Here is a 26,420-nt window from a genome sequence, read left to right on the forward strand (position 1 = left end):
GCGGGGGCGGCGGATCGTTTCGACGGTCCGCCGCCCCTTTTTTCGCAGGCGCGGCACTCTGGCGCAGCTTGACGTGTACGCGCCATACTCCGCGCATGGACCGAAGAAGCTTTCTCGCGGGAGCCGCGGCAGCCGGTGCCGTCCTCCTGGTCGGGGCCCCCTCCGCACGGGCGCTCGCGACCCAGGACTGGATGGCCGGCCACGGCGACCCCACCCCGCTCCAGAAGCTCACCATCCCCGGCACCCACGACTCCGGCGCCCGCTTCGGCGGCCCCTGGTCCGAGTGCCAGAACACCACCATCGCGCAGCAGCTCGCCTCCGGAATCCGGTTCCTCGACATCCGCTGCCGGGTCACCGGCGGCTCCTTCGCCATCCACCACGGCGCCTCGTACCAGAACATGATGTTCGGCGACGTCCTCATCGCCTGCCGCGACTTCCTCGCCGCCCACCCCTCCGAGACCGTCCTCATGCGGGTCAAGCAGGAGTACTCGTCGGACTCCGACGCGACCTTCGGCGCGATCTTCACCGACTACCTCGACAACCGGGGCTGGCGCTCCCTCTTCCGCATCGGCGACACGCTCCCCACCCTGGGCCAGGCCCGCGGCAAGGTCGTCCTCATCGCCGACAACGGCGGACTGCCCGGCCTCAAGTGGTGGGACGGCGGGGCCATCGCGATCCAGGACGACTGGAACGCCCTGCCCAACGCCAAGTACCCCAAGATCGAGGCCCACTTCCGCAAGGCCGTCGAGCAGCCCGGCAAGCTGTACATCAACTTCGTCAGCACGTCCGCCTCACTGCCGCCGCGCTGGAACTCCGACAACCTCAACCCGCGCGTCCACGGCTTCCTCGACTCCACGGCGAGCGGCTGGAAGGGCCTCGGCATCGTCCCCATGGACTACCCGAACACCCGCTCAGGACTGGTCGAGTCCCTCATCCGCCACAACTGACGGCGGAGGCGTCGGCGCGCCCGGCAGACGCACGACCGCCGCCGTGCCGCCGCCCTCCGCCGCCGTCAGCACCACCGTGCCGCCCGCCTGCTGCACCGTACGGGCCACGATCGAGAGGCCCAGACCCGAGCCGGGCAGGCTACGGGCCGAGGGGGAGCGCCAGAAGCGGTCGAAGACATGGGGGAGTTCCTCGGGCGCGATGCCGGGACCGTGATCGCGGACCGTCAGCTCGCCGCGCATCAGGGTCACCTCGACCGTGCCCCGGGGCGGCGAGAACTTCACCGCGTTGTCCAGGACGTTCACCAGCGCACGCTCGAGACCCGCCGGCTCCGCCCGCACGTACCAGGGCGCCAGATCGGTACGGAAGGTCAGCTCGGGGCCGCGCAGCCGCGCCCGGTCGAGGGCCGAGCGCAGGATCGTGTGGAGCGGTACGACCTCCAGCGGGCCCGGCTGCACCGCGTCCGGGCGGGCCAGCTCCTGAAGGTCGCCGATCAGCGCGGCCAGCTCCGTCATCTGCGCCTTCACCGAGGCAATCAGCGCCCGCCGGTCCTCGGGCGGCAGGGCCCGGCCGGTCTCCTCGCTGCGCGCGAGCAGCTCGACGTTCGTCCGCAGCGAGGTCAGCGGGGTCCGCAGCTCGTGGCCCGCGTCCGCGATCAGCTGCGCCTGACGGTCCCGGGAGACGGCCAGCGCGGCCGTCATCGCGTTGAAGGAGCGCGAGAGCCGGGCGATCTCGTCCTCGCCCTCGACCGGGATGCGCACCGTCAGATCCTCGGTCGCGGCCACGTGCTCGACCGCGCCCGTCAGCCGGTTCACCGGCTCGAGCCCGGTCCGCGCCACCCACAGCCCGGCCGCCCCGGCGCCGACGACACCGATCCCCGAGACCAGCAGCAGCACCCAGCGCAGGGTGGACATCGAGTTGTCGATCTCCGACAGGGGTCGCGCGACGGAGACCCCGATCCCGAGCGGGCCCTGCTGCTCGGGATACGTGTAGACCCGCATCTCGGCGCCGTTGTCCGCCTTCGTCGTGTGCAGCGCGTACGGCAACTGCCCGCGCGCCACCGCCAGGTCGCTCGCCTCCGCCCGCACCGGAGACGCCCCGGACGTGCAGACCGTCCCGTTGGTCAGGATGATCTGGACCGTGTACGAACCGGCCGTCGCGACCGGCGTCTCGCTCTGCTCCCGGCACGTGGCGAGCAGCGCCTGCACCGAACCCGCGTCCAGCCGGCTGCTGCGCAGCGAGGAGTCCAGCTCCGCCTCCAGCTGCGCCCGCGTCACGAACCAGCACGCCAGCGACACCGCCGCCACCGCCACCGCGACCGCCGTCGCCGTCAGGAGTGCCAGCCGCGACCGCAGCGGCCGCGACCGGAACCACACCACAGGACCGCTCACTCCGGGCCTCCGCCGCGCAGGACGTACCCCACGCCCCGCACCGTGTGCACCAGGCGGGGCTCGCCGCCCGCCTCCGTCTTCCGCCGCAGATACATCACGTACACGTCCAGCGAGTTCGAGCTCGGCTCGAAGTCGAAGCCCCACACCGCCTTCAGGATCTGCTCCCGCGTCAGCACCTGGCGCGGATGCGCCAGGAACATCTCCAGGAGCGTGAACTCCGTCCGGGTCAGCTCCACCGGCCGCCCGCTCCGCGTCACCTCGCGGGTCGCCAGGTCCATCCGCAGATCGCCGAAGCTCAGTACATCGCCCTCGGGCTGCGGCTCGCCGGCCGACGCGTACGAGCTGCGCCGCAGCAGGGCCCGGATCCGCGCGAACAGCTCGTCCAGCTCGAAGGGCTTCACCAGGTAGTCGTCGGCGCCCGCGTCGAGCCCCGTCACCCGGTCGCCGACCGTGTCCCGCGCGGTGAGCATCAGGATCGGCACGGTCGAACCGGAGGCCCGGATGCGGCGAGCCGCCGTCAGGCCGTCCATGCGCGGCATCTGGATGTCGAGGACCACGAGGTCGGGGGCGTACGACTCCATCCGGGCGAGGGCGTCGACGCCGTCGACGGCCTCCTGGGTCCCGTACCCCTCGAAGGCGAGACTGCGCCGCAGCGCCTCCCGCACGGCGGGCTCGTCGTCGACGATGAGGATGCGGTCGCCTTCATTCACCGGGCCAGTCATGGGGCCAGCCTCGCACGTGTTCAGTTGCCGTCGCCGGACCGGAGGTTGTCCAGGTCGGCCTTGAGGGTGTTGACCGGGATGGCGAATCCGAGGCCGACGCTGCCGGCCGAGGAACCGCTCGAAGCGCTCGGCGAATACATGGCCGAATTGATCCCGATGATCTCGCCGTTCATATTGATCAGCGCGCCGCCGGAATTCCCCGGATTGAGCGAGGCGTCCGTCTGGATCGCCTTGTACGTCGTCTTCGACGAGCCGGTGTCGCCGTTGAACTGCTGCCCGCCGAACTCGAAGGGCCAGCCCTGCCGCGGGTCGTACTGCGGTTGCTGCTGCTGGTCCTGGCCGTCGTCCTTGGCCACGGTCACATCGCGGTCGAGGGCGGAGACGATGCCACTGGTGACCGTGCCGGTCAGGCCCTCGGGGGAGCCGATCGCCACGACCTCGTCGCCGACCTTCACGTTGTCGGAGTTCCCGAGCGTCGCCGCCTTCAGGCCCGACGCGCCCTCCAGCTTGATCAGGGCCAGGTCCTTGTCGGGGTCCGTGCCGACGACCTTCGCCTCGTAGGACTTCCCGTTGGACAGCTGCACGCTGATCGAGGAGGCGCCGGAGATCACATGGTTGTTGGTGACGATCTCGCCGTCGCCGGTGATGATCACGCCGGAGCCGGTGGACTTGCCGGAGGTCGAGGTCGCGGAGATCTCCACGATCGACGGGGAGACGGCCTCGGCGACCCCGGCGACCGTGCCCTTGCTGCTCGTGGACACGTTCGTCCCGCTCACGCCGGTCGCGCTCGTCGTGGTGTCCGCGGTGAGCTGCTGGACCAGCGTCGCGGTGCCGCCGCCGACGGCCGCCGCGGCGATCGCCACCGCCGCCAGGAGACCCACGCCCCGCTTGGCGCGCCTGCGCGGCTCGGGGGCCGCGTGGGCGGGGCCGGGGGCGGCGGGCGCGACCGGGGGCGGCACGTGTCCACCGGACGGCCAGATCGTCGTACCCGGCTCCGTGGTGACCGGCTGCGTCGGGTCGTACGGCGGGTGCGGAGGCTGCGGCGGGTAGTACGGCTGCTGCGGCTGCTGCTGGTAGTCCGTCATGGCTACGACTCTCGGAGCCGTTCATGAGAGCTCTCTGAGGACGGCCTGAGAAGCCCGACAGAACCCTGTATGCCCTAAATAAAGACCGTCGGGATCAAGGTCGTCGCGAGGTCTAGCCGTGGCAGCCGCAGGAACGGCGGACGACCAGCGCCGAGGGGAACTGCTTCACCCGCTCGCGCTTCGAGCCGGCCACCCGCAGGGAGTCGTCGAGGACGAGATCCACCGCCGCCCGGGCCATCGCGGGCCGGTCCGAGGAGATCGTCGTCAGCGGCGGGTCCGTGAGGGCCGCCTCCTTCACGTCGTCGAAGCCCGCCACCGCCAGCTCGGTCGGCACGTCGATGCGCAGCTCGCGGGCCGCGCGCAGCACGCCGAAGGCCTGGTCGTCGGTGGAGCAGAAGATGGCCGGCGGCCGGTCCGGGCCGGAGAGGATCTTCAGGGCGACCTGGTACGCGTCGTAGCGGTTGTACGGGGCCTCGAACAGCCGGCCCTCGACCGACCGCCCGGACTCGAGCATCGCGCGCCGCCAGCCCTCGACGTGGTCGGCGACCGGGTCGCCGACCGCCGGGGTGTTCGGCACACCGCCGAGGCACGCCACGTACGGGTGCCCGTGCTCCAAGAGGTGCCGCGTGGCGAGCTGGGCGCCGCCGATGTCGTCCGTGACGACGGCGACGTCGTCCAGCGCCTCGGGCCGCTCGTGCAGCAGCACGACCCGGGCGTCCCAGGCCTCGATCTCGCTCGCGGCCCGCTCGCTCATGCCCTGGCTGACCAGGATCAGGCCGGAGACGCGCATCCCGAGGAAGGCGCGGAGATAGTGGACCTCGCGCTCGTCCCGATAGTCCGAATTGCCGACCAGGACCATCTTCCCGCGCTCGGCGGCGGCCTGTTCGACGGCGTGCGCCATCTCCCCGAAGAACGGCTGGCGCGCGTCCGGGACGATCATGCCTATGAGATCCGTGCGGCGGGACGCCATCGCCTGGGCCACCCGGTCGGGCCGGTAGCCCAGCTCCTTGATGGCGGCGAGGACACGCTCGCGCGTGGCCGGGGCAACCGGCCGGGGTCCGTTGTTGATGACGTAACTCACGACCGCGGTCGAAGTACCCGCCAGTCGAGCTACGTCATCCCGCGTCACCTTGGCCACGCGCGGCAGTCTACGCGGGGTGACCTACCTACCGGCAGGTCGCACTGTGGCATCCACCACGTCCAGGTCCTCCGACGGAGTGACATCCCGGGCGGCGCCCTTGACCCGGGCCTCTTCCTTGGCCCGCGCCTCCTCCGCCGCGCGCTCCACCTTCTCCGGGGTGACGAAGCGGTAGCCGACGTTGCGGACGGTGCCGATCAGCGACTCGTGCTCGGGGCCGAGCTTCGCCCGCAGACGCCGGACGTGGACGTCCACCGTTCGGGTGCCGCCGAAGTAGTCGTACCCCCAGACCTCCTGGAGGAGCTGGGCGCGGGTGAAGACCCGGCCCGGGTGCTGCGCGAGGTACTTCAGGAGCTCGAACTCCTTGAAGGTGAGGTCCAGGACCCGGCCCTTGAGCTTGGCGCTGTACGTCGCCTCGTCCACCGACAGATCGCCGTTGCGGATCTCCATCGGGGAGTCGTCGGAGACGATCTGCTGGCGGCCCATCGCGAGCCGCAGCCGGGCCTCGACCTCGGCCGGACCCGCGGTGTCGAGGAGGACGTCGTCGATGCCCCAGTCGGCGGTGACGGCCGCGAGACCGCCCTCCGTGACGACGAGGATCAGCGGACAGCCGGGCCCGGTGGAGCGGAGCAGCTGACAGAGGCTGCGCACCTGCGGGAGGTCGCGCCGGCCGTCGATCAGGATGACGTCCGCGCCGGGGGTGTCCACAAGCGCGGGACCCTCGGCGGGGGCCACCCGCACGTTGTGCAGCAGCAGGCCGAGTGCGGGAAGCACCTCGGTCGACGGCTGGAGTGCGTTGGTCAGGAGCAGCAGTGAGCTCATCGGCCCCCACCTGCCCCGGTGGTCGACTCGGTCGTCTGTCGGTCGTGCTCGGTTCGCTCGTCCATGACGTCGGTTCCTCCTCGGTCCCTGCGAGGACTACGGCACTGCTTCGTACGCATCACTGCTGGCTCTCGCGCCCTGAGAGCTTTCGTTCATCCGTCCGTAACAACGGTCCGGAAACACAAAAGGACCCGGGGGCTGCGTTGCCCGGATCCTCTGGCAAGCAGAATAGCCCACATGAGTTCCGAGGCAGAGGGCCGATTTCACATCGTGGATGTTTCCTCGACCACATCCGGCTCCCAGCGTGCCACTTTGCTCACCGAAGACGGTGTTCGTATCGAGGCTGTTTACGAACCGTGTACGCGCGGAGTCACCGATACGGCTGTCGTCCTGGCACACGGGTTCACCGGGTCGGCCGACCGGCCCGCCGTCCGCCGGGCCGCGGCCGCCCTCGCGCGGCAGGCGGCCGTCGTCACCTTCTCCTTCCGCGGCCACGGCCGATCGGGTGGCCGCTCCACCGTCGGCGACCGGGAGGTCCTCGACCTCGCGGCCGCGGTGCGCTGGGCCCGCGAGCTGGGCCACGCGCGCGTGGCGACCGTCGGCTTCTCCATGGGCGGCTCGATCGTCCTGCGCCACGCGGCTCTGGAACGGGACACGGGCGGGCACACCGACGCGGTCGCCGCGGTCAGCGCCCCCGCCCGCTGGTACTACCGGGGTACGCCCCCGATGCGACGCGTCCACTGGGTCATCACCCGGCCGATGGGCCGCCTGGTCGGCCGCTACGGGCTCCGGACGCGGATCGACAACCGCGACTGGGATCCCGTACCGCTGTCGCCCGTGGAGGCGGCCCCGCTGATCGCGCCCACCCCGCTGCTGATCGTGCACGGCGACCGCGACCCGTACTTCCCGCTCGACCACCCCCGGATGCTGGCGGCGGCCGCCGGCTGCGAGCTGTGGCTGGAGCGCGGCATGGGCCACGCCGAGAACGCGGCCGACGAGGAGCTGCTGCGCCGTCTGGGGGACTGGCTCACGCGCCGATAGCCCATCATGGACAGCGGCGCGCACACGAACGAAGGGAGCGCCGTTATGGCAGCGGGAACCATCCGCTACTGGGCCGCGGCCAAGGCCGCCGCCGGTGTCGCCGAGGAGCCGTACACCGCCGACACCCTGGCCGAGGCGCTGGAGGCGGCCCGCGAGAAGCACCCGGGCGAGCTCGTCCGCGTACTCCAGCGGTGTTCGTTCCTCATCGACGGTGACCCCGTCGGGACCCGCGCGCATGAGACCGTACGCCTTGCCGAGGGCGGCACGGTCGAGGTGCTCCCGCCGTTCGCAGGAGGGTGAACCGCACAGCATGAGCAGCGATCAGCAGCAGCCGTACGATCCGGGCCACGACCCGTACGCAGGGCAGCAGTACGGCTACCAGGACCCGCAGGTCACCCAGACGTGGGAGGGCCAGACCTGGGACACGCAGTACCAGCCGGTGGTCCGGCCCGCGGGCGGGCAGGCGCCGCAGCCGGTGACGTACGACACCACGTATCTGCCGCCGCAGGGCTCCGGCTCCCACCCGCTGCCCCCGGAGACGCCGGCTCCTTACGACGCGTCCGCCTACGAGCGGGCCGCGTACGACGCCGCCGCGTACGGCGCCCCGGCCCCGGCCCCTGTCGCGGAGCCGCAGGCCGCCGCCGACGCCACCCCGTACAGCTCGCCGACCACGGGCGGCAACACCCGTGTCACCGACGCCCAGCGCGCCAGGGCCGAGGGCCGCTCGCCGATCATCGAGCCCGGGATGCAGCCGGCCGCCCTCACCGCGGGCCTCGGCATCCTGCTCGCCGCGGGCGCGGCCGTCGGCCCGTACGGGCTGCTCGTGCCGCTCGTGCTGCTCCAGGCCGTCACCGCGGCCGGCTGGTTCCGGCTCAACGGCATGTGGCCGGCCCGCCAGGGCATCGCCCTGGCCTTCGCGGGCGGCCTGACCGCCGACGTCGCGCTGCTCGCCGCCGGCCGGGAGAACGCCCCCGCCGCGATCATGGGCACCCTCGGCGTCTGGGTCCTCCTCACCCTCGTCCTCCAGCTGCGCAGCCACGCCGACCCGGACGAGCGCATGTACGGCCTGATGGCGACCGTCGCCTCGGCCGCGCTGACCATCGTGGCCACCGGGCACCTCGGCGCCGCCCCCGACGCCGTGGTCGTCGGCGGGGTCGCCGTCGCCGCCGCCGTGCTCGCCCGGGCGCTGCCGCTGCCGGGCCCGGCCTCCGTCGTCGTGGCGCTCCTCGCCGCCGCGGGCGCCGGCATCGCGGCCGGCGGGCTCACCGACCTGGGCGCCTCCGGGGCGCTGCTCGGCCTCGGGGCCGGGGTGTGCGCGCTGGTCGGGCTGCGGGCCGCGAGCTACGACTACCCGTCCCGCTTCGTCCACATGACCGCCGGGGTCGCGCTCCCGCTGACCGTCGCCGCCCCCGCCGTCTATCTGCTGGGCCGCGCGCTCGCCTGACCCCTGGCAGCTCCCGGGAACCATCCGGCCCCCCGACGCGTCGATCTTCGTGTCGGGGGGCCGGAGACTTTCTTGGGGGCGGACAGGCCATGCGGGCACTGCGCATACTGCTGATCGTGGCCATCGTGCTCGGTGGGCTCTTCGTGGGAGTCGACCGCCTCGCGGTCGCCTACGCCGAGTCCGAGGCCGCCGACCGGGTCCGGCTCGGCCCCGCGCGGGCCGGCTCGACGGACGTCGACATCAAGGGCTTCCCCTTCCTGACCCAGGCGATGGACAAGCGGTTCGACGAGGTCGACGTGGTGCTGACCGGGGTCGACGCCACGGCCGGCGGCCGGAAGATCCGGATCGGCGAGCTGACCGCGGCGCTCCACGACGTGACGCTGAACGAGGACTACACGAGCGCCCGCGCGGGCACCGTCAGCGGGACCGCGCTGATCTCGTACGCGGACCTCGCCGCGGCCTCCGAGCGCGAGGTGAAGGTCGCCTACGGCGGCAACGGCAAGGTGAAGGTCACGGGCGCGGTCGAGATCCTGGGTCGTACGCTCACCCGCAGCGTCGTCTCGTCGGTGACGCTCGTCGACGGGGACACGATCCGGGTGCGGGCCGACGAGGTGCCCGGTGACGGCATTCCCGGCCTCGAGGGTCTGGTCCGGAAGCGCACGGACTTCGACCGGGAGATCGGCGGGCTGCCGGCGGGCATGAAGCTGGAGAAGGTCGAGGCCCGCGAGGACGGGGTGGCCATCACCGTGACCGGCAAGGACGTCGTCCTGGCGGGCTGATCCGCCCCCTTGGTCCGGCGCCACGGGTGCGCTCGGCCACATGCTGAGACGGCCGTGTCCGATCCGTAGAAGCGGAACCTGGACACCTCGGTCCGGAGCCGGGCCGGAGCCCCTTTCCGTGTGATCACGTCCCACATCTCGGACGATCGCGTCTCAAAATACGACACACCGGTGACACGGCTGCCTGTCCGTCCCTACGATCGTGGCCATGAAGCGACAGGCGGATCTCACGAAGCGGCGGGCAGTAGACCTGTGCCGCGTCGCCGCCATGCTCTGTCGCTCCATTTGAGCGGGACGCCCGACTCCCGTATTCCTCAGGCCCTTCGACGATCCGTCGGGGCCACCCCTCGTGTAGCCGTACGCGCCTCGTACACCGCGATGACGCGTACCCGCACCACCCCGCGCCACACCGCCGAACACTGCCCCGGAGGAGAAACAGCATGAGCCGCAGCGACGTCCTGGTAGACGCCGACTGGGTCGAGGCGAACCTCGACAACCCGCAGGTCGCCGTCGTCGAGGTCGACGAGGACACCTCGGCCTACGAGAAGAACCACATCCGCAACGCGATCCGGATCGACTGGACCAAGGACCTGCAGGACCCGGTCCGCCGCGACTTCATCGACCAGGAGGGCTTCGAGAAGCTCCTCTCGGCCAAGGGCATCGCGAACGACACCACGGTCGTCCTCTACGGCGGCAACAACAACTGGTTCGCCTCCTACGCCTACTGGTACTTCAAGCTCTACGGCCACCAGGACGTGAAGCTCCTCGACGGCGGCCGCAAGAAGTGGGAGCTCGACTCCCGCGACCTCGTCGCCGAGGTGCCGGCCCGCCCGGCCACCGAGTACAAGGCCAAGGCCCAGGACACCTCGATCCGCGCCTTCCGCGACGACGTCGTCAAGGCGATCGGTGCCCAGAACCTCGTCGACGTGCGCTCGCCCGACGAGTTCTCCGGCAAGCTGCTCGCCCCGGCCCACCTCCCGCAGGAGCAGTCGCAGCGCCCCGGCCACGTGCCGAGCGCCCGCAACATCCCGTGGTCGAAGAACGCCAACGACGACGGCACCTTCAAGTCGGATGACGAGCTCAAGGCCCTCTACGAGGACGAGCAGGTCGACCTGGCGAAGGACACCATCGCCTACTGCCGCATCGGTGAGCGCTCCGCGCTGACCTGGTTCGTGCTGCACGAGCTGCTCGGCGTCGAGAACGTCAAGAACTACGACGGCTCGTGGACCGAGTACGGCTCCCTGGTCGGCGTGCCGATCGAGCTCGGCGCCAACAAGTAATCCTCCGGACCCCTCCCCGGACCTCCCGACCCGTAAGGACAGAAGACATGTGCGGTGCGCAGCCCGGCGGCCCCGACGCCTCGACGATCAAGCCCGGTGAGACCACCATCCAGGGCTACGTGACCAAGGACGGCCAGCCCGTCACCGGTTACGTCCGCCTCCTGGACTCGACCGGCGAGTTCACCGCGGAGGTCCCGACCTCCGCAACCGGCCAGTTCCGCTTCTACGCGGCCGAGGGCACCTGGACGGTCCGCGCCCTGGTCCCCGGCGGCACCGCCGACCGCCAGGTCGTGGCCCAGCACGGTGGTCTCGCGGAGGTCGCCATCGCGGTGTGATCTCCTGACGCGCCTCTCGCGCCGCTCGGCGCGGGGGCGCCTCACGGGCTTCGAGCAGCTGCGTCGGCCTCCGGCCGCCGGAGTCGGCGCAGCGCGAAGCCCCATCTACCGGCCGAAGGGCCGTGCCTCCTGGCGGGTTGGACGCCTATTCCAGGACTTGAGGCACGGCCCTTCGGTCTTCCTGTGCCGGCAAGGCCGCTTCGGGGCGCTGCTCGATGAGTCGGCGACGAGGAGGGCGGACATTTTCCGTAGCGCATGCACGGTGGATGGGAACGCGCGTTTGAGCTGTCGCTTGTTGTGGTGCATGCGTGCGGTAGTGGTGTGTTTGTGCGGGCGGTGGTGGCACGGTGGGCGGTGTGAAGCTCATGGTGCGGGTGCAGGGATTGCCGACGCCTTTGCGGGCGGGGGCACTTGGGGCATGCGCCCGCCGGGTGCTGCTGGCGGCCTGGCATGGCTGACTCCGCGCTGCGGGCGATCGCTCCGGCGTTCGTCGTTCCGGGACCGTCGGGTGTGGCGATCCGTACGCGCCTCAACGACCTTGCCCCTGGGGACGAGGAGGTCCTTGAGCTGGCGGGTGCGCATCTGGGTTCGCTCGCGTCGAGAGACCTGAAGTCCCGCTGTGAGGACGGGCTGGTGGGGCACTCGGCTGAGTCGTGGGCGGCGCGGAAGCGGGAGCTCACCCCGGTCTCGTCGTCGCGTTGGGCAGGGGCGATCACGAAGGCCACGCATGATCAGTGGGCGCTGGCCCGCAGGTGTCAGCTCGCTTACATCCAGGTTCTTGAGGCCGGCATCCGTACGATCAAGCACCGCCTGTCCCTCGCCGTCGGGCAGAGGGGCTCCAAGCATGCCCCGGGCGGATACCGGACCCGGCGGGAGTGGCACGCGAAGTCGCGGCGCCTGCGGGTGCTGGAGAACCGGCTGGCCGCCGCACGGGCCGACCGGGAGGCGGGTGTCGTGCATGTGGTACGCGGCGGGAAGCGCCTGGCCCGCATTCGGCACCACCTTGAGGCCGCGCAGCTCACTGAGGTCGAGTGGCGTACGCGGTGGGAAGCCGAGCGTTGGTTCTGCCAGGCGGACGGGGAGTCGGGGAAGCGGTACGGCAACGAGACCATCCGCGTTACTCCCGACGGCGAGGTATCGATCAAGCTCCCCACCCCGCTCAAGCATCTGGCAAACGTCAGCCATGGCCGGTACGTGCTCACATCGCGGGTGCGGTTCGTGCACCGGGGCGGCGAGTGGGCAGACCGGGTGGAGGCGAACCGGGCGGTCGCGTACCGCATCCACTACGACGTTCAGCGTGGGCGCTGGTACCTCACCGCCTCCTGGCAGAATCCCCCGGCCCGGACGGTCCCGCTGTCCGCCGCACTGGGCGGCGGTGTGATCGGGGTGGACATGAACGCCGACCACCTCGCCGCCTGGCGTCTCGATGTCCACGGCAACCCGATCGGCAACCCTCGTCGCTTCTTCTACGACCTGACCGGGTCGGCCGATCACCGCGACGCCCAGGTCCGCCACACCCTCACCCGGCTCCTGCATTGGGCACGAGCCTGCCGCGTGAAAGCCATTGCCGTCGAAGACCTGGACTTCAGGGCGGAGAAGACACGTGAGAAGCACGGCCGCAAGAAGCAGTTCCGGCGCGTGATCTCCGGAATGCCGACCGGCAAGCTGCGGGCGCGGTTGGCTTCGATGGCGGACGCCACCGGCATCGACATCATTGCCGTCGATCCGGCCTACACCAGCCGGTGGGGAGCCCAGCACTGGCAGAAGCCCCTCACCAGCAAGTCACGGAAGACCACCCGTCACGATGCGGCGAGCATCGCGATCGGAAGGCGCGCCCAAGGGCATCCGATCCGGCGACGGACGGCACCGCCCCCACATGACCAGAGCGATCGTGTGGGGCATCGGACCGTCCAGGCCCGACCGGGCTCTCTTGGGCGTGAGGAACCTCGCCCCCGCGTCCCCGGACCGCGCACACGATGCGCGCCGCCCGGACGCGGAGCGAACGCGGGGAACCAGAACGCCCTACACCGTTCGGGACGTTCGGCTGAGCAACAGGCCTGGCAACAGGACTCACTCCCGCTCAGTCCTCGGGAACGGTTGGACGCCACCGTAGGCGGCGCGTCGCAGACAGCCCCCTGGCAACGGTTGAGATCAGCTCGATGAACCGCCGGATGCGGGCACGCATGTCCGGTGAAGCGAGAGGAGGGCCGGGTGACCCGGCCCTCCTCTTCGATCCTGGGGTCCGGGGGGAAGCCCCCGGACCGGGGTCCTACGAGCGGGCCAGGGATTCCTGCTGCCGGCTCGGGGTCTCGTCCGCGTCGAGCTGCTTCGGGGAGCGGCTCGGGGCGGGGTAGGCGAGGTGGGCGAGGCGGGACTGCTCCTGGCGCAGGTGCATGAACGACTCGAGGATGTATCCCACGAGGAGCACGAGCACCGCGATGGTCATGATCGCTGCGGCGAGGATGGCCGTGGGGAAGCGGGGCACCGTGCCCGTGTTGATGTAGTCGACGATGACCGGCGTGCCGAGGCCCAGGGAGACGAGGGCGAGCAGGCCGGCGAGCACGCTGTGGAAGAGCGAGGGACGCTGACGGCGGGCCAGGCCGAGGATCATCTTGAGGATGCGCCAGCCGTCCCGGTAGGTGCGCAGCTTGCTCTCGCTGCCGGCCGGGCGGTCCTTGAAGTCGACGGGGATCTCCGCCGTGGGGAGCCGCAGGTTCAGCGCGTGGACCGTCATCTCGGTCTCGGTCTCGAACTCGTGCGACAGCGCCGGGAAGGACTTGATGAAGCGGCGCGAGAAGACGCGGTAGCCGCTCAGCATGTCGGTGACGTCGTTGCCGAAGAGGGTGCGGACCGCGCCCGTGAGCATCTTGTTGCCGACCGCGTGACCAGGGCGGTAGGCGCCCTCGACCGTCTCGCGGCGGGCGCCGACGACGTGGTCGTACGGGCCCTCGAAGAGCAGGTCGACCATCTCGCGCGCCCGCGAGGCGTCGTAGGTGTCGTCGCCGTCGATGATGAGCAGAGCGTCCGCGTCGACGTCGGCGAAGGCCCGACGGATGACGTTGCCCTTGCCCTTGCGACGCTCGTGCCGCACCGTCGCGCCGGCCTCCAGCGCGACCTCCACCGTGCGGTCGGTCGAGGCGTTGTCGTAGACGTATATCTCCGCCTCGGGGAGCGCCGCACGCAGGTCACGGACCACCTTGCCGATGGCCGCCTCCTCGTTGTAGCAGGGGACGACGCAGGCGATCGTGGGTCTCATCTCTTGGTCCTTCGGCTGGTCGTTTACCCACGACGCGAGCGGGGCATGTTGATACGACGAGTGGTCATGGTGTGGAGACGTGTGAGAATACCCTGCGGCTACTCTCTTTTTCATGTCCGCACAAGTCTCCCTCCGCCTCCGTCTGCGTGACGTCATCCGTGCTCTGTGGCGGGAAGTAGCCAAGTTCGGGGTCGTCGGGGCGCTCGCCTTCGTCGTGGACGCCGGCGGCTACAACCTCCTGGTCTTCGGCCTTCCGGGTGCGGTGGACGGGCCCATGGCGTCCCTGCCGGTCCTGGCCTCGGTGGTCGCCACGGCCGCGGCGATGGTCGTCAGCTGGGTCGGCAACCGGCACTGGACGTATCGGGAGCAGCGCACGGAGACGACGCCGCGCGAGGTCGTCGTGTTCGTCCTCGTAAATCTTGCCGGGATCGTTATCACGGCCGCACCGGTCTTCCTGTCGCGGGAGCTGGGATTCGACTCGGCGCTCACCGACAACGTCACCCGTCTCTTCGGCTGGGCGGTGGCCACATTGGTCCGGTTCGTCGTCTACCGCCGCTACGTGTTCCAGGCCGCGTGACAGCAGCCCGTTCGTGCCCACCGGATGCACGTTCGGTGGGTGAAGCGTGTCGACCTTGTGCTGTTAGGCTCCGGCTCCATGAGACCTGAGCGACCCGTGCGACCGATCTCGCGGATGTGGTCAAATCTGTCGGATCGAAAGCTGTGGCCGTGGGTTCTCGCCGCCATCGCCGTGTTCTGCGGCTGGGGCACCGCCCTCCTCTTCTCGCCCGGCTTCCTGAGCCTGGACAGCTCCGACCAGCTCCAGCAGGCGCTGGGCAACCAGACCATGACGGACTGGCACCCGCCCGTGATGGCGCTGCTGTGGCGCGCGCTCATCGACGTGACCGGTCGCGCCGGGGCCATGGCCGCGCTGCAGTCCGCGGTCCTGTGGTCGGCGCTGTGGGTCATCGCCTGGCGGGTCTGGGTCCGCACCGGTAAGCGGGTCGGCTCCCTCGCGATCCTCGCGATCGGCCTCGCCCCGTTCGTCATGAACTTCACCGGGGTGGTGTGGAAGGACGTCCAGATGGCGTTCGCCCTCCTCGCCGCCTGCGCCGTCGCCTTCGTCGCCCGGGATCTGCCGGCCGACCGCACCCGTACGCGCTGGGCGCTGCTGGTCCTCGGCGTGCTCCTGATCGCCTATGCGCTGCTGGTCCGCAAGAACGCGGTGCTGGCCGGCATCCCGGTCTTCTTCATGCTCGTCCGCGCCCTGTGGCGCGCGCCCGGTCGGCGGAAGTGGCTGATCTCGGCCGGCGCGCTGATCGCCGCCTTCGCCGTGTCGAGCGGGGTCGTCTCGGGCATCGCCAAGCCGGTGGAGACCCGCCAGTTCTCGCAGATCCTGCTGGACGACCTGGTGCACGTGCTGACCGTGAACGAGGTGCGCGAGGCGGCCGGGAAGGCCGCGACGACGCCGGACTTCCAGCAGAACATGGTCATCACGGCCAAGGCGTGCCTGCCCGAGAAGAACCTGTCCGACGCCTACTGGCGGTGCTACCCGCGCGACAAGTCGGCGGGTCTGGCGGACCTGGGCCGGCACGCGGACGAGCTGACCTCCATGTGGGTCAGCGAGATGCCGAGCCACCTGCCCCAGTACGCCGAGTACCGCTTGCAGGTCTTCTCGAAGGTGCTGTTCCAGGGCCGATACACGTTCCAGAACGGCAGCCTGGCGGACATCCCCGGAATCGGCGAGCCGGACGAGCGCCGCAAGGCGATCCTCCGCTACTACGTCGTCGGCATGGGCGAGGACCTGCCGTTCCTCTTCGCCGGCTGGTTCTGGCTGGCCGTCGGCCTCACGCTGACGTTCCGGCCGGGCCGCGGGCTGTACGCGATGCCGGTCCGGGTGCTGGGGATCAGCGGGGTGGCGTACTTCGCCGGCTACCTGCCGACGGTGCCTGCCGGTGACTTCCGGTACTTCTACTGGCCCGCGCTCGCCGGCACGCTCGGCCTCCTGCTGCTGTGGCTGGGGCGGTCGGCGAAGGCCGGTACCGGCGGGCAGGACGCCGCCGAGGCCCAGGCCGACCTCGTCACGCCGCGCGAGCGGGACGGCGAGGGAGCGGCTCCGGCCGCCGACCTGTCCGGGGTCGACGTCCGGTCGTAATCTGAGGGTATGTACGCGCGGCGGCGCCACACCTACTTCTGGATGATGGGCATCTGCCTGGTGCTCTTCGTGGGGGCGTGGGCCGTCGTGCGGCTGTTCTCGATGCCGGTCGCGATCGGGATGTGCGTGGTCGCCATGGTGATCCCGCCGCTCGCCGCGATGATCGCGAATCGGCGGGGGCCCGAGGACCGCTGGTGGGACGACCCGTCCGGAGACCCGCAGTCCGACGAGTGGTGGGACGAGCTCGACGGCAAGAAGCGCGGGGAGCACGGGGAGCGCTGACCCGGCGACGACGCCGAGAGCTGTGACTCAGTAGACGAGCGCCTGGGTGCCGTCCGTCATGGCCTCCTGGACGAAGACCTGCGCGCCGGCGATCCGTACGCCCTCCAGGACGTCCTTCTCCGTGATCTCGCGGCGTGCCGCGCACTGCGTGCAGAGCGTGATCCGCCCGGCCGCCAGGATCGACTCGATCAGGTCCGGCAGCGGCGCGGCATGCGGCAGCTCGAACTCGGCCGCGCGCCCGGGGAGCGCGAACCACGACGACTCGCCCGTCAGCCAGAGCGAGACCTCGACCCCGCTGGCCACGGCGACCGCGGCGACGGTGAAGGCCTGGGAGCAGCGTTCGGGGGCGTCGGCCCCGGCGGTCACCTTGATCACGAGCTTCTTCGCCATATACCGAACTGTAATGCGAGCCACTGCAACCCCATGCACCACTCGCGGGTCAGTTGGGTGCGCGGGTTACGGAATCTGCGCTTCAGGTCTCGTGGGGGGACCCTTTGGAAGCCAAGGAAACTACGGAAAACCCGGGAATCGCACCGGAGTCGGCGTCGGCGTCGGTGCCGGCTTCGGACGCGGAACCGGTCGCGGAGCCGGTTGCCCCGGTCGCGGAGCCGGTCGCGGAGCCGGACCCGCTGCCGGACCCGGTGCCGGCCTGGGACGCGGAGGCGGTTGCGGAGACGCCGCGCCGCGGCCGGGTCGGCCGTACCGTCGCGTTGATCGCCGTCGCCGCCGTCCTCGGCATCGTCGGCGGTACGGCGGTGGGGTACGGCATCCAGGCCGAGCGCGAGCCGACGCCGCTGCCCGCTCTGAACCAGCCGGACCTCGCCTACCCGAAGCCGCTCCCGAAGGGCCAGAAGCCGGCGCCGCTGACCGCTGCCGAGGACCGCAAGGTCAAGACGGACGGCGATCTGCGCAAGCTGCTGGTGCCCCGGCCCGCGGGAGCGAAGGACACGGTGTTCGGTGACCGCGACGGGTGGATGACGGTGCCCGCGTACGCCAGGGATTTCGACAATCCCGGTGGCGCGCTGAACCATCAGCTGGGCAACAGAGTGCGGCGCATCGCGACCACGTCCTGGCAGACCGGCAAGTACCGCACGACCGAGATCGCCCTGGTCCAGTACCGCTCCAGTGATTTCGACGGCGCGCAGGACCACGCCGACAGCCAGATGGACTACATGCCCGACGAGGAGTACGCCCGGTCCGAGGGCGAGCCGATCAAGGGCTCCGCCAACGGCCGTTACTACCTGTTCCCGGTGGAGCGGAAGGCGGGCTACCTGGACTCGTACCACGCCCGGGCGTACTTCCACCGCGGCGACATCATGGTCGCGATCTTCATCAACGACACCGAAAAGATCTCCGCGAGGGACATCAGTTCGGTGGCCGAGAAGCAGCTGGGGCGCCTGTGAGCGAGGACCTGAACACCGTGACCGAGTCGGACAACCCCTTCGCCGCGCCCGTGGACGTGCCCGAGGCCGATCCTCGGAAGCCTCGCCGTGGGCGCAAGCTGCTGACCGTCGTCCTTCCCGCCGTCCTCGTCCTCGGGGCGATCGGCGGCGGCGTCACGTACACCGCCGTCACTGTCGACTCCGCCGACCGCAGCGCGGAGACGATCACCTGGGCAGCGCTCGAGACGTCAGCGGAGGACGAGGACCCGGCCGCCCTGAGCGTGACGCGTGGCAAGGCGTCGACGCCGATGAGCAAGCTGCTCCTGCCCGTGCCTGAGGGGTACGAGCTCGGCCCCGACACCGAGTCGTACGGCAACGACGACGAGCTGAGCGAGCAGGAGGCCCGCGCGCTGCTGAAGCAGGAGGGCAAGGGGCTCGCAGGCAAGAAGCGCCGCGAGTACGAGAAGGAGGTCGAGAAGCTCGGCCTCAAGGGCATCGCGGTCCGCTCCTTCGCGGCGCAGGACGGCAACACGGTCGTGTACGTCCGCATCACGCAGATGAAGGACAAGAAACAGCTCCGTGAGGCGTTCGCGGTCAGCAAGCGCCTCTTCGAACTCTTCGAGTTCCCCAAGGGGCCGAAGATCAGCGGCCACAAGAACTCCGCCTGCTTCATGCTTCCGCCGGACGAGGACCTGGACAAGGACGAGAAGGGCAAGCAGCTGGAGGAGATGACCTGCATGGCGTACGACTCCGAGGTCACGGTCACGGTCACCGTCGCCGGCGCCAAGCCGTTCGACAAGTCCGAGGTCGCCGACCTGGTCAAGAAGCAGCTGGACCACATCAAGTCCCCGGGGGAGTACGTATGACGACCGAGCAGCAGATGGAGACGGAGAGGGATGAGGCGGCGGAGGCGGAGGCGGAGGCCGCTCCTGCGCTGGCCGCCGAGTCCCTGCCCGCGCAGCCCGAGTCCCTGCCCGCGCAGCCCGAGTCCCTGCCCGCGCAGCCCGAGCCCGCCAAGCCCTCCCGCAAGCCGCTCCTCTGGGCCGTCGCCCGCTTGACCGCCGCCGTGCTCGTGTGCGCCGGCATCGGGACCGGGACCGCCCTCGGGATCACCTCCATGGAGCGCACCGACGTGCCCGGTCTCGCGACCGAGAGCGACGGCCGCTGGGCGTACCCGAAGATCAGCCTTCCCGCCCTCCCGGTCGGCGTGCCGAGGCCCTTCACCGAGGGCAACACCGGCGAGATCCACCACGCCGACCTGCGCAAGCTCCTCCTGCCCGCTCCGGCCGGAGCCACGCCCGACCCGAAGCTGAACGGCAGCTGGGTCAGCGTGGACCAGTTCCTGTCCCAGTACCGAAAGGACGACCGGGTCAAGCTGTCCGTGCCGCTCGCCGAGTCCGCCCTCCGGCACATCGCCGCCCGGGGCTGGACCATGCCGGACGGCACCACGACCCGGATCCACCTGCTCCGGTTCAACTCGGTTGCCTTCGCGGAGGCCTTCAAGGACGACGCGCTCGAGGCCGGCACCGTTGACGGCCCGCTCCTCGACGGGGTCGAGGGGGTCCAGATCGACGGCGAGTTCCCGAGCGACATCCGTGTGCCGTTCACGGTCCCGTACGCCTTCGTGGAGCTGCCGCAGAACGCCGACCAGACCCGCTGGGCCTACATCCAGGCCGGTGACACCCTCGCGCTGATCACCCAGTCCCGTAAGGGGGAGGCGCTCACGGTCCCGTTCCAGCAGACCGTCGCGCTGCAGAACCAGCTCCTGGGCTGACCGGACAGCCCTGGACCCACCTCACAGAGAGGGCCGGGCCCCCGCAGACTAAGCTGGGGTCCGGCCCGTTCTGCCTTCACCGCTCATTCGAGGAGCACCTGTGATCATCTTCTTCGAAGCCCTCCTGGCCCTGGTCTGCGTCGCCGTGCTCGCGTTCACCGGTCTGGCCGTGAAGAAGCTGTACCAGGGCCAGCGCTAATCACCTCTACGGAACGACAGAGCTGCTCATGATCGAGATCCCGTCCGACCTCAACCCGGACCTCGTCCCCCTCGTGTTCCTCCTCGGAACATGGGAGGGCGCGGGCGTAGCCGACTTCCCCGGCGAGGAGAAGTGCAACTTCGGCCAGTCCGTGACCTTCAGCCACGACGGCCGTGACTTCATCGAGTACCACTCGCACTCGTGGGTCCTGGACAGCGAGGGCAACCAGGTCCGTCCGCTGGAGAGCGAGAGCGGCTACTGGCGGATCGACAAGGACCGCAAGGTCGAGATCGTCATGGTCCGCGACCAGGGCGTCGCGGAGATCTGGTACGGCGAGCTCGCCGACAAGAAGCCGCAGATCGACGTGGTGACGGACGCGGTCGCGCGCACCGCCACCTCGCGGCCGCACAGCGGCGGCAAGCGGCTCTACGGCTACGTCAAGGGCGACCTGATGTGGGTCGGCGAGAAGGCGACCCCCGAGGTCCCGCTCCGCCCGTACATGTCGGCGCACCTGAAGAAGGTCGTGACGCCGGAGGAGGTCGCGGAGATGGCCCGCGGCCTGGGCGACCTGCCGGACGACGGCATCGCCTTCTTCAAGTAGGACGAAGTAGCGGACGCGAGACACAGCCGTGTGCACCCACGCCCTCCTACACTGGGGGGCGTGGTGAGCACCGACTGGAAGAGCGACCTGCGGCAGCGCGGCTACCGGCTGACGCCCCAGCGCCAGCTTGTCCTGGAGGCCGTGGACACGCTCGAGCACGCGACCCCCGACGACATCCTCGGTGAGGTCCGCAAGACCGCGTCCGGTGTGAACATCTCCACCGTGTACCGGACCCTGGAGCTCCTGGAGGAGCTCGGGCTCGTCTCGCACGCCCATCTGGGGCACGGGGCGCCGACGTACCACCTCGCCGATCGGCACCACCACCTCCACCTGGTCTGCCGGGACTGTACGAACGTCATCGAGGCGGACGTGGACGTGGCCGCCGAGTTCACCGGGAAGCTCCGGGAGACTTTCGGCTTCGAGACGGACATGAAGCATTTCGCGATCTTCGGCCGATGTCAGGACTGCTCGAACAAGGACGCCGGTACGCAGTCGTAGGCTTGCCCCATGAAGAGCCCTCTGCTGTCCCTGCCCGGCGCCGTCCCCGCCGAAGGCCGTGACGAAGGCGTCGCCGCGCACTACGGCGATCTGTTCCGTGAGCAGCGCGCCCTCGCCGCGGGCGACGGTTTCGTCGATCTCTCGCACCGCGGTGTCGTCGCCGTCTCCGGGGACGACCGGTTGAGCTGGCTGCATCTGCTGCTCACCCAGCACGTCAGCGAGCTGCCGGTCGGCCAGGCCACCGAGGCGCTGATCCTCTCCGCCAACGGCCACATCGAGCACGCGCTCTACCTCGTCGACGACGGCGAGACGGTCTGGGCGCACGTCGAGCCCGGCACGCGCGAGGAGCTCATCGCCTATCTGGAGTCGATGAAGTTCTTCTACCGGGTCGAGGTTGCCGACCGTACGGACGACTTCGCCGTCGTCCACCTCCCGGCCGGCTCCATCGCCGAGGTCCCGGCGGGGCTGGTCGTACGGGAGACCCCGCACGGCCGTGATCTGTTCCTGCCCCGCGCCGACCTGGAGGCCTTCGCGGCCTCCCACGGTCCGGCCGCTGGGATCCTCGCGTACGAGGCGCTGCGGATCGAGGCGCACCGGCCGCGGCTCGGCTTCGAGACCGACCACCGGACCATCCCGCACGAGCTGGGCTGGATCGGCAGCGCGGTGCACCTGCAGAAGGGCTGCTACCGGGGGCAGGAGACCGTCGCCCGCGTCCACAACCTGGGGAAGCCGCCGCGGCGGCTCGTCTTCCTGCATCTGGACGGCAGCGAGGTCCATCTGCCGGGCCACGGCACCCCGCTCCGGCTGGCGGCCGACGGCGCCGAGGGCCGGCAGCTCGGCTTCGTCACCACCTCGGCGCGCCACCACGAGCTGGGGCCGATCGCGCTGGCGATGGTGAAGCGGAACGTGCCGGTGGACGCGGAGCTGCTCGCCGGCGACACGGCCGCCGCGCAGGAGACCGTCGTCGAGCCGTAGCCCGGCAGTTCCTTCAGACCTCGATCAGGACCGTGAACGGGCCGTGATTCGTGAGCGAGACGCGCATGTCCGCTCCGAACCGGCCCGTTTCCACGCGTGCGCCCAGGGCGCGCAGCTGCGCCACCACCTCGTCGACGAGGGGTTCGGCGACGGGGCCGGGCGCGGCGGCGTTCCAGGTGGGCCTGCGGCCCTTGCGGGCGTCCCCGTAGAGGGTGAACTGAGAAATCACCAGCAAGGGCGCATTAACGTCCGAACAGGATTTCTCTCCCTCCAGGATCCGGACGGACCACAGCTTTCTGGCGAGCTGGGCCGCCTTCTCGGGCGTGTCCTCGTGGGTGACTCCCACCAGCACACACAGTCCTTCGCCGACGATCTCGCCGACCGTCTCTCCTGCGACGACGACGCTCGCGCCGTCGACTCTCTGCACCACTGCTCGCATACGGACCAACCTACCGACCGACGCATCTGGGGCTGAACGGGTGCAGAGCGCCTGCACGTGCACGTGCGGAGTGGCACCATGCGTGTCAGGCGGTGCGGCTCCGCACCGGTCGAGGGGACGATTCACATGAGTGCACCTGGCGCCGGGCAGACGCCGTCCGGTCCCGTACCGCTGACCCGAGTCGGCGCGGCCGTACGACCACCGCTGCAGCGGACGGCCGCTCCCGCGCTGCCGGAACGGCCACAGCCGGACATCGGCACCCTGCGGCTGCCGGAGCTGCGCGCGCTGCGCCGGGACGCTCAGGGGGACGAGGCCGACCTGAGCTACGTACGGCGGATGCTGCAGGGCCGGATCGACATCCTGCGGGCCGAGCTGGCCCGGCGTACGGATCCGGAGGCGCCGGTCCTGGACCGGCTCTCGGAGATCCTGGCGGACGCGCCGTCGCGGCTGCGGACCTCGGCGCGGCACGTGACGCTGTCGACACCACGGAGCGAGGAGTACCGGCGGCTCGCGACGGAGATGCTCTCCGAGGTCGAGCTGTCGGATCTCGGCGCGCGGACGGACGACGAGCTGCACACGGCGATGGGGCGGCTCGCGGGGTACGAGCAGCAGGTCTCGCGGCAGCGGCAGCATTTGCAGCGGACGGCCGACGACTGCAGCGCGGAGATCGCCCGCCGCTACCGCGAGGGCGAGGCGCAGGTGGACGATCTGCTCCTGTGAGGCGGTGGGACGGCCGGCGGGTACGTCGGCATACGCCCACCGCTGCGAAACTCGGGTGCGGGGTGCGGCGGGCCGGGCATAGCCTCGAAGGATGAGTCTTGAGGTGCGCGCCGTCGTCGAGTCCGAGTACCCCGACTGGCTCCGGGCCTTCAACACCGGTTTCCTCCGGCCGCCCGTCGTGTCGGACGAGGAGGTCGCCGACCGGCTGCCGCACACCGATCTCTCCCGGGTGCTCGGCGTCTTCGACCGGGGCCGGGTCGTCGCCACCTTCCGCTCGTTCACGCAGGAGCTGAGCGCGGTCGGCGGCGGCTCGCTCGTCGCCGACGCCGTCAGCGCCGTCACCGTCTCCGCGAGCCATCGCCGGCAGGGGCTGCTCAGCCGGATGATGGCCCACGATCTCGCCGCCGCGAAGGAGCGGGGCGACGCCGTCGCCACGCTCATCGCCGCCGAGTACCCGATCTACGGCCGGTTCGGCTTCGGCCCCGCGACCTGGACGACCGAGTGGACCGTGGACGTCCGCCGCGCCGGGCTCGACCCGCGGCGGACCGGGCGGCCGGCGGACGGCGGGCGGATCGAGCTCACCGACGCCGAGGAGATCCGCAAGATCGGCCCCGAGCTGCACCGCCGGCTCGCCGCGGTCCGGGCCGGGATCGTCGAGCGGGACACCCGCAGCTGGGACGTCCGCACCGGCCGCGCCTTCACCAGCTCCCCGTGGACCGAGCCGTTCTACGTCGTCTACCGCGACGAGGCGGACCAGCCCCAGGGCTTCGCCGCGTACACCTGCGACGACAAGTGGGAGGACGGCAAGCAGCCGCTGAACACCGCCTCGGTCAGGGACCTGATCGCGGTCACCCCGGCCGCCGAGCGGGCGTTGTGGCTCTTCCTCTGCTCCATCGACTGGATCACCACGGTCAAGTCCGGGAACCGCGCGCCCGACGACCTCCTCCCGCTGTTGCTGCCCGACCCGCGCGCCGCCCGTGTCACCACGCAGGCCGACATGCTCTGGGTCCGGGTCCTGGACGTCGCCAAGGTCCTGGAGGGCCGTACGTACGGAGCCTCCGGCAGTCTCGTGCTCGACCTGCGGGATTCGGCCGGTCTGGCGGGCGGCCGCTACCGGCTCGACGCGTCTCCGGAAGGCGCCGGCTGCTCCCGCACCACCGAGTCCGCCGATCTCGCCTTCGACATTGCCGAGTTGGGCACCCTCTCGCTCGGTGACGAGTCGGTCGTACGGCTTGCCGCGCTCGGCCGGGTCGAGGAGGTCACGCCGGGGGCCGCCGCCCGCGCGGACGCCCTGCTGCGGACCTCCCGCCGGCCCTGGTGCCCGGACATGTTCTGACCGGCGGGACCGGGGGACCGGCGGGACCGGGGGCGCTCATGCGGTGCGGCGCCGGAAGAGCGCTCCGGACGCGGTCATCGCGAGCGCGAGCATGCCCGCGCACCAAGCCAGCGCGATCCACGGGGTGTTGCCGACCGGCTGGTCGAGGAGCAGTCCGCGCAGCGACTCGATGACCGGGGTCACCGGCTGGTGCTCGGCGAAGCCGTGCAGCCAGCCGGGCATGGTCTCGATCGGGACGAACGCGCTGCTCGGGTAGGGCAGGAACATCATGAAGAAGGTGACCCCGCCCGCCGCCTCGGGGGTGCGGGTGAGCAGTCCGACGGCCGCGGACAGCCAGGAGATCGCGGTGATGAACGCGACGAGCAGCCCGATCGCGGCGAGCCAGCCGAGCGGGGTGGCCGAGGGGCGGAAGCCGATGAGGAAGGCGGCGCCGAGGACGAGCGTGGTGGCGAGGAGGTTGCGGGCGATGCTCGCGCCGACATGGCCGGCGAGGATCGGCGTACCGCCGATGTCGAGCGAGCGGAACCGGTCGATGATGCCGCCCTTCATGTCCTCGCTGACGGCGACGGCGGTGCCGGCCGAGCCGAAGCCGGAGCAGAGGATGAGGACGCCGGGGACGACGTACGTGACGTACCGGGTTCCGGTGTCGATGGCTCCGCCGAAGAAGTAGACGAAGACCAGCATCAGCATGATCGGCAGCATCATCGAGGTGATGACGGCGTCGATGTTGCGGCGGCTGATGCGGATGCCGCGGCCGGTCAGGGTGCCGGTCACGGTGAGGGCGTCAGACATGGGCGGGCTCCTTGTCGGTCAGGGCGAGGAAGACGTCGTCGAGCGTCGCGCTGTGGAGGGCGAAGCGGACGATGTCCGTGCGGTCCGGGTCGAGTTCGTCGAGCAGCGCCCGGACGTGGGCGGCGCTGCCGTCGGTGGGGACGCCGAGGGTGAGCGACTCGGGGGAGTGGTGGCCCGCCCGGTCCGCGAGCCGGAGATAGCTCTCGCGGTCGCGCAGGACGAGGTCGAGGCGGTGGCCGGCGACGCGTGACTTGAGCGCGTCGGCGCTGCCCTCGGCGACGATCCGGCCGGCGTCCATGACGGCGATGCGGTCGGCGAGCCGGTCGGCCTCCTCCAGGTACTGGGTCGTGAGGAAGACGGTGGTGCCGCTGTCGGAGAGGTCCCTGACCACCTGCCAGAGCTCTTTGCGGCTGCGCGGGTCGAGGCCGGTGGTCGGTTCGTCGAGGAAGATCACCGCGGTGTCGTCGGCGTCGCGGACGAGACCGGCCGCGAGGTCGAGGCGGCGCCGCATGCCTCCCGAGTACGTCCGGGCGAGGCGCCCGGAGGCGGCGGTGAGGTCGAAGCGCTCCAGGAGTTCCGCGGCGCGCCGGTCGGCGGCCGCGCGGGAGAGGCCCGAGAGGCGGGCCATCATGCGCAGGTTCTCGACGCCGGTCTGGGTCTCGTCGACGGCGGCGAACTGGCCGGTGAGGCTGATGGCGCGGCGCACCCGGGAGCGCTCGGTGACGATGTCGTGCCCGGCCACGCGCGCGTGGCCGGCGTCCGGCGCCGTGAGGGTGGCGAGGATGCGGACGGTGGTGGTCTTGCCGGCGCCGTTGGGGCCGAGGAGGGCGAAGACGGTGCCCTGCTCGACGCGGAGGTCGAGGGAGTCGAGGACGGGGACGGGCCCGTAGGCCTTGCGCAGGCCGGTGGCTTCGATGGCCGGAGACATGGCTGTGCTCCTTGGGAGACTCGTGTCGCTCGTACTGCGTATGCATTACGCGTTACTGTGTAAGGGTTACGCATTACTAGGATGTCGTCAAGCGATGAAGGGCG

At 70.8% G+C, this 26,420-nt stretch carries 29 protein-coding genes and 1 pseudogene; 20 read left to right on the top strand and 10 right to left on the bottom strand.

Features of this window, described 5'->3' with window-relative positions:
* The first annotated feature begins 95 nt into the window (after positions 1 to 95).
* Positions 96 to 947, top strand: a complete 852-nt coding sequence (locus ACFV9D_RS12175; protein WP_385144418.1) for a phosphatidylinositol-specific phospholipase C — start codon at positions 96 to 98, stop codon at positions 945 to 947.
* Here the strand turns inward: ACFV9D_RS12175 and ACFV9D_RS12180 are convergent.
* The 5 genes from ACFV9D_RS12180 to ACFV9D_RS12200 all read right to left on the bottom strand — a co-directional run bounded on the left by ACFV9D_RS12180 (position 912) and on the right by ACFV9D_RS12200 (position 6,103).
* Positions 912 to 2,336 (bottom strand): sensor histidine kinase, encoded by a 1,425-nt coding sequence (locus ACFV9D_RS12180; protein ID WP_385144420.1) that lies wholly within the window; start codon positions 2,334 to 2,336, stop codon positions 912 to 914. The two genes, ACFV9D_RS12175 and ACFV9D_RS12180, sit on opposite strands and share 36 nt — an antisense overlap.
* Complete coding sequence (locus ACFV9D_RS12185) at positions 2,333 to 3,058, bottom strand: response regulator transcription factor (RefSeq protein ID WP_385144422.1); 726 nt, start codon at positions 3,056 to 3,058, stop codon at positions 2,333 to 2,335. Before ACFV9D_RS12185 ends, ACFV9D_RS12180 begins: the two co-directional genes overlap by 4 nt.
* Positions 3,059 to 3,078: 20 nt before the next feature.
* The gene (locus ACFV9D_RS12190; RefSeq protein WP_385144424.1) at positions 3,079 to 4,143 is read right to left on the bottom strand and encodes a S1C family serine protease; all 1,065 of its coding nucleotides are present in this window, start codon (positions 4,141 to 4,143) and stop codon (positions 3,079 to 3,081) included.
* Positions 4,144 to 4,255: 112 nt separating this feature from the next.
* A complete protein-coding gene (locus ACFV9D_RS12195; RefSeq protein WP_385144426.1) occupies positions 4,256 to 5,281 on the bottom strand; it encodes a LacI family DNA-binding transcriptional regulator in 1,026 nt (341 codons plus the stop codon).
* Positions 5,282 to 5,305: 24 nt separating this feature from the next.
* Positions 5,306 to 6,103: a response regulator transcription factor gene (locus ACFV9D_RS12200; protein ID WP_385144428.1), complete on the bottom strand. Its 798-nt coding sequence runs from the start codon at positions 6,101 to 6,103 to the stop codon at positions 5,306 to 5,308.
* A 237-nt stretch (positions 6,104 to 6,340) separates the two neighbouring features.
* On the opposite strand from ACFV9D_RS12200, the gene ACFV9D_RS12205 reads away from it, so the two are divergent.
* The 8 genes and pseudogenes from ACFV9D_RS12205 to ACFV9D_RS12240 form a co-directional block, all read left to right on the top strand.
* Positions 6,341 to 7,144, top strand: a complete 804-nt coding sequence (locus tag ACFV9D_RS12205; protein WP_385144430.1) for an alpha/beta hydrolase — start codon at positions 6,341 to 6,343, stop codon at positions 7,142 to 7,144.
* Positions 7,145 to 7,189: 45 nt separating this feature from the next.
* Positions 7,190 to 7,444, top strand: coding sequence for a MoaD/ThiS family protein (locus ACFV9D_RS12210; RefSeq protein WP_385144432.1), 255 nt, complete (start codon positions 7,190 to 7,192; stop codon positions 7,442 to 7,444).
* Positions 7,380 to 8,588, top strand: a complete 1,209-nt coding sequence (locus ACFV9D_RS12215) for a hypothetical protein (protein ID WP_385144434.1) — start codon at positions 7,380 to 7,382, stop codon at positions 8,586 to 8,588. Before ACFV9D_RS12210 ends, ACFV9D_RS12215 begins: the two co-directional genes overlap by 65 nt.
* 89 nt (positions 8,589 to 8,677) lie before the next feature.
* Positions 8,678 to 9,367: a DUF2993 domain-containing protein gene (locus ACFV9D_RS12220; RefSeq protein ID WP_385144436.1), complete on the top strand. Its 690-nt coding sequence runs from the start codon at positions 8,678 to 8,680 to the stop codon at positions 9,365 to 9,367.
* A gap of 208 nt (positions 9,368 to 9,575) precedes the next feature.
* On the top strand, positions 9,576 to 9,656 hold the full coding sequence (locus ACFV9D_RS12225; protein WP_385144913.1) for a putative leader peptide: 81 nt from the start codon (positions 9,576 to 9,578) through the stop codon (positions 9,654 to 9,656).
* A gap of 151 nt (positions 9,657 to 9,807) precedes the next feature.
* A complete protein-coding gene (locus ACFV9D_RS12230) occupies positions 9,808 to 10,647 on the top strand; it encodes a sulfurtransferase (RefSeq protein WP_385144438.1) in 840 nt (279 codons plus the stop codon).
* Between the two features lie 47 nt (positions 10,648 to 10,694).
* A complete protein-coding gene (locus ACFV9D_RS12235; RefSeq protein ID WP_265867432.1) occupies positions 10,695 to 10,982 on the top strand; it encodes a DUF1416 domain-containing protein in 288 nt (95 codons plus the stop codon).
* Positions 10,983 to 11,432: 450 nt separating this feature from the next.
* Positions 11,433 to 13,067, top strand: a pseudogene (locus tag ACFV9D_RS12240) (hypothetical protein); the annotation flags it as partial.
* A 184-nt stretch (positions 13,068 to 13,251) separates the two neighbouring features.
* Here the strand turns inward: ACFV9D_RS12240 and ACFV9D_RS12245 are convergent.
* Complete coding sequence (locus ACFV9D_RS12245) at positions 13,252 to 14,238, bottom strand: glycosyltransferase (RefSeq protein ID WP_385144440.1); 987 nt, start codon at positions 14,236 to 14,238, stop codon at positions 13,252 to 13,254.
* A gap of 112 nt (positions 14,239 to 14,350) precedes the next feature.
* Here ACFV9D_RS12245 and ACFV9D_RS12250 point away from each other — a divergent pair, with 112 nt between their 5' ends.
* The 3 genes from ACFV9D_RS12250 to ACFV9D_RS12260 all read left to right on the top strand — a co-directional run bounded on the left by ACFV9D_RS12250 (position 14,351) and on the right by ACFV9D_RS12260 (position 16,672).
* Positions 14,351 to 14,815 carry a GtrA family protein gene (locus ACFV9D_RS12250; RefSeq protein WP_385144442.1) on the top strand — a complete coding sequence of 155 codons (465 nt, stop codon included), beginning with the start codon at positions 14,351 to 14,353 and terminating at the stop codon, positions 14,813 to 14,815.
* Positions 14,816 to 14,893: 78 nt separating this feature from the next.
* Complete coding sequence (locus ACFV9D_RS12255) at positions 14,894 to 16,390, top strand: hypothetical protein (protein ID WP_385144444.1); 1,497 nt, start codon at positions 14,894 to 14,896, stop codon at positions 16,388 to 16,390.
* A 9-nt stretch (positions 16,391 to 16,399) separates the two neighbouring features.
* The gene (locus tag ACFV9D_RS12260; protein ID WP_385144446.1) at positions 16,400 to 16,672 is read left to right on the top strand and encodes a DUF3099 domain-containing protein; all 273 of its coding nucleotides are present in this window, start codon (positions 16,400 to 16,402) and stop codon (positions 16,670 to 16,672) included.
* A 27-nt stretch (positions 16,673 to 16,699) separates the two neighbouring features.
* Here the strand turns inward: ACFV9D_RS12260 and ACFV9D_RS12265 are convergent, their stop codons facing one another.
* On the bottom strand, positions 16,700 to 17,062 hold the full coding sequence (locus tag ACFV9D_RS12265; RefSeq protein WP_385144448.1) for a DsrE family protein: 363 nt from the start codon (positions 17,060 to 17,062) through the stop codon (positions 16,700 to 16,702).
* Between the two features lie 164 nt (positions 17,063 to 17,226).
* On the opposite strand from ACFV9D_RS12265, the gene ACFV9D_RS12270 reads away from it, so the two are divergent.
* The 6 genes from ACFV9D_RS12270 to ACFV9D_RS12295 all read left to right on the top strand — a co-directional run bounded on the left by ACFV9D_RS12270 (position 17,227) and on the right by ACFV9D_RS12295 (position 22,101).
* Positions 17,227 to 18,075: a hypothetical protein gene (locus tag ACFV9D_RS12270; RefSeq protein WP_385144450.1), complete on the top strand. Its 849-nt coding sequence runs from the start codon at positions 17,227 to 17,229 to the stop codon at positions 18,073 to 18,075.
* Positions 18,072 to 18,920, top strand: a complete 849-nt coding sequence (locus tag ACFV9D_RS12275; protein WP_385144452.1) for a hypothetical protein — start codon at positions 18,072 to 18,074, stop codon at positions 18,918 to 18,920. The genes ACFV9D_RS12270 and ACFV9D_RS12275 overlap by 4 nt, the downstream gene beginning before the upstream one ends.
* On the top strand, positions 18,917 to 19,828 hold the full coding sequence (locus ACFV9D_RS12280; protein WP_385144454.1) for a hypothetical protein: 912 nt from the start codon (positions 18,917 to 18,919) through the stop codon (positions 19,826 to 19,828). Before ACFV9D_RS12275 ends, ACFV9D_RS12280 begins: the two co-directional genes overlap by 4 nt.
* A gap of 227 nt (positions 19,829 to 20,055) precedes the next feature.
* Complete coding sequence (locus tag ACFV9D_RS12285; RefSeq protein ID WP_385144456.1) at positions 20,056 to 20,628, top strand: FABP family protein; 573 nt, start codon at positions 20,056 to 20,058, stop codon at positions 20,626 to 20,628.
* Between the two features lie 60 nt (positions 20,629 to 20,688).
* Positions 20,689 to 21,126, top strand: coding sequence for a Fur family transcriptional regulator (locus ACFV9D_RS12290; RefSeq protein ID WP_385144458.1), 438 nt, complete (start codon positions 20,689 to 20,691; stop codon positions 21,124 to 21,126).
* Positions 21,127 to 21,135: 9 nt separating this feature from the next.
* The gene (locus ACFV9D_RS12295) at positions 21,136 to 22,101 is read left to right on the top strand and encodes a YgfZ/GcvT domain-containing protein (RefSeq protein ID WP_385144460.1); all 966 of its coding nucleotides are present in this window, start codon (positions 21,136 to 21,138) and stop codon (positions 22,099 to 22,101) included.
* Positions 22,102 to 22,114: 13 nt separating this feature from the next.
* Here ACFV9D_RS12295 and dtd read toward each other — a convergent pair whose 3' ends face one another.
* Positions 22,115 to 22,540 carry a D-aminoacyl-tRNA deacylase gene (gene dtd / locus ACFV9D_RS12300; RefSeq protein ID WP_385144462.1) on the bottom strand — a complete coding sequence of 142 codons (426 nt, stop codon included), beginning with the start codon at positions 22,538 to 22,540 and terminating at the stop codon, positions 22,115 to 22,117.
* 126 nt (positions 22,541 to 22,666) lie between these two features.
* Here dtd and ACFV9D_RS12305 point away from each other — a divergent pair, with 126 nt between their 5' ends.
* A complete protein-coding gene (locus ACFV9D_RS12305; RefSeq protein WP_385144464.1) occupies positions 22,667 to 23,260 on the top strand; it encodes an ABC transporter substrate-binding protein in 594 nt (197 codons plus the stop codon).
* A gap of 91 nt (positions 23,261 to 23,351) precedes the next feature.
* Entirely contained in the window at positions 23,352 to 24,596 is a 1,245-nt protein-coding gene (locus ACFV9D_RS12310; protein WP_385144466.1) for a GNAT family N-acetyltransferase, read from the top strand.
* 36 nt (positions 24,597 to 24,632) lie between these two features.
* Here ACFV9D_RS12310 and ACFV9D_RS12315 read toward each other — a convergent pair whose 3' ends face one another.
* Together ACFV9D_RS12315 and ACFV9D_RS12320 are read right to left on the bottom strand one after the other, a co-directional pair.
* On the bottom strand, positions 24,633 to 25,388 hold the full coding sequence (locus ACFV9D_RS12315) for an ABC transporter permease (RefSeq protein ID WP_385144468.1): 756 nt from the start codon (positions 25,386 to 25,388) through the stop codon (positions 24,633 to 24,635).
* The gene (locus ACFV9D_RS12320; RefSeq protein WP_385144470.1) at positions 25,381 to 26,316 is read right to left on the bottom strand and encodes an ATP-binding cassette domain-containing protein; all 936 of its coding nucleotides are present in this window, start codon (positions 26,314 to 26,316) and stop codon (positions 25,381 to 25,383) included. The genes ACFV9D_RS12315 and ACFV9D_RS12320 overlap by 8 nt, the downstream gene beginning before the upstream one ends.
* Positions 26,317 to 26,420 lie beyond the last annotated feature (104 nt).

Origin of the sequence: Streptomyces sp. NPDC059875, from assembly GCF_042731085.1 — a bacterium.
Taxonomy (GTDB): domain Bacteria; phylum Actinomycetota; class Actinomycetes; order Streptomycetales; family Streptomycetaceae; genus Streptomyces.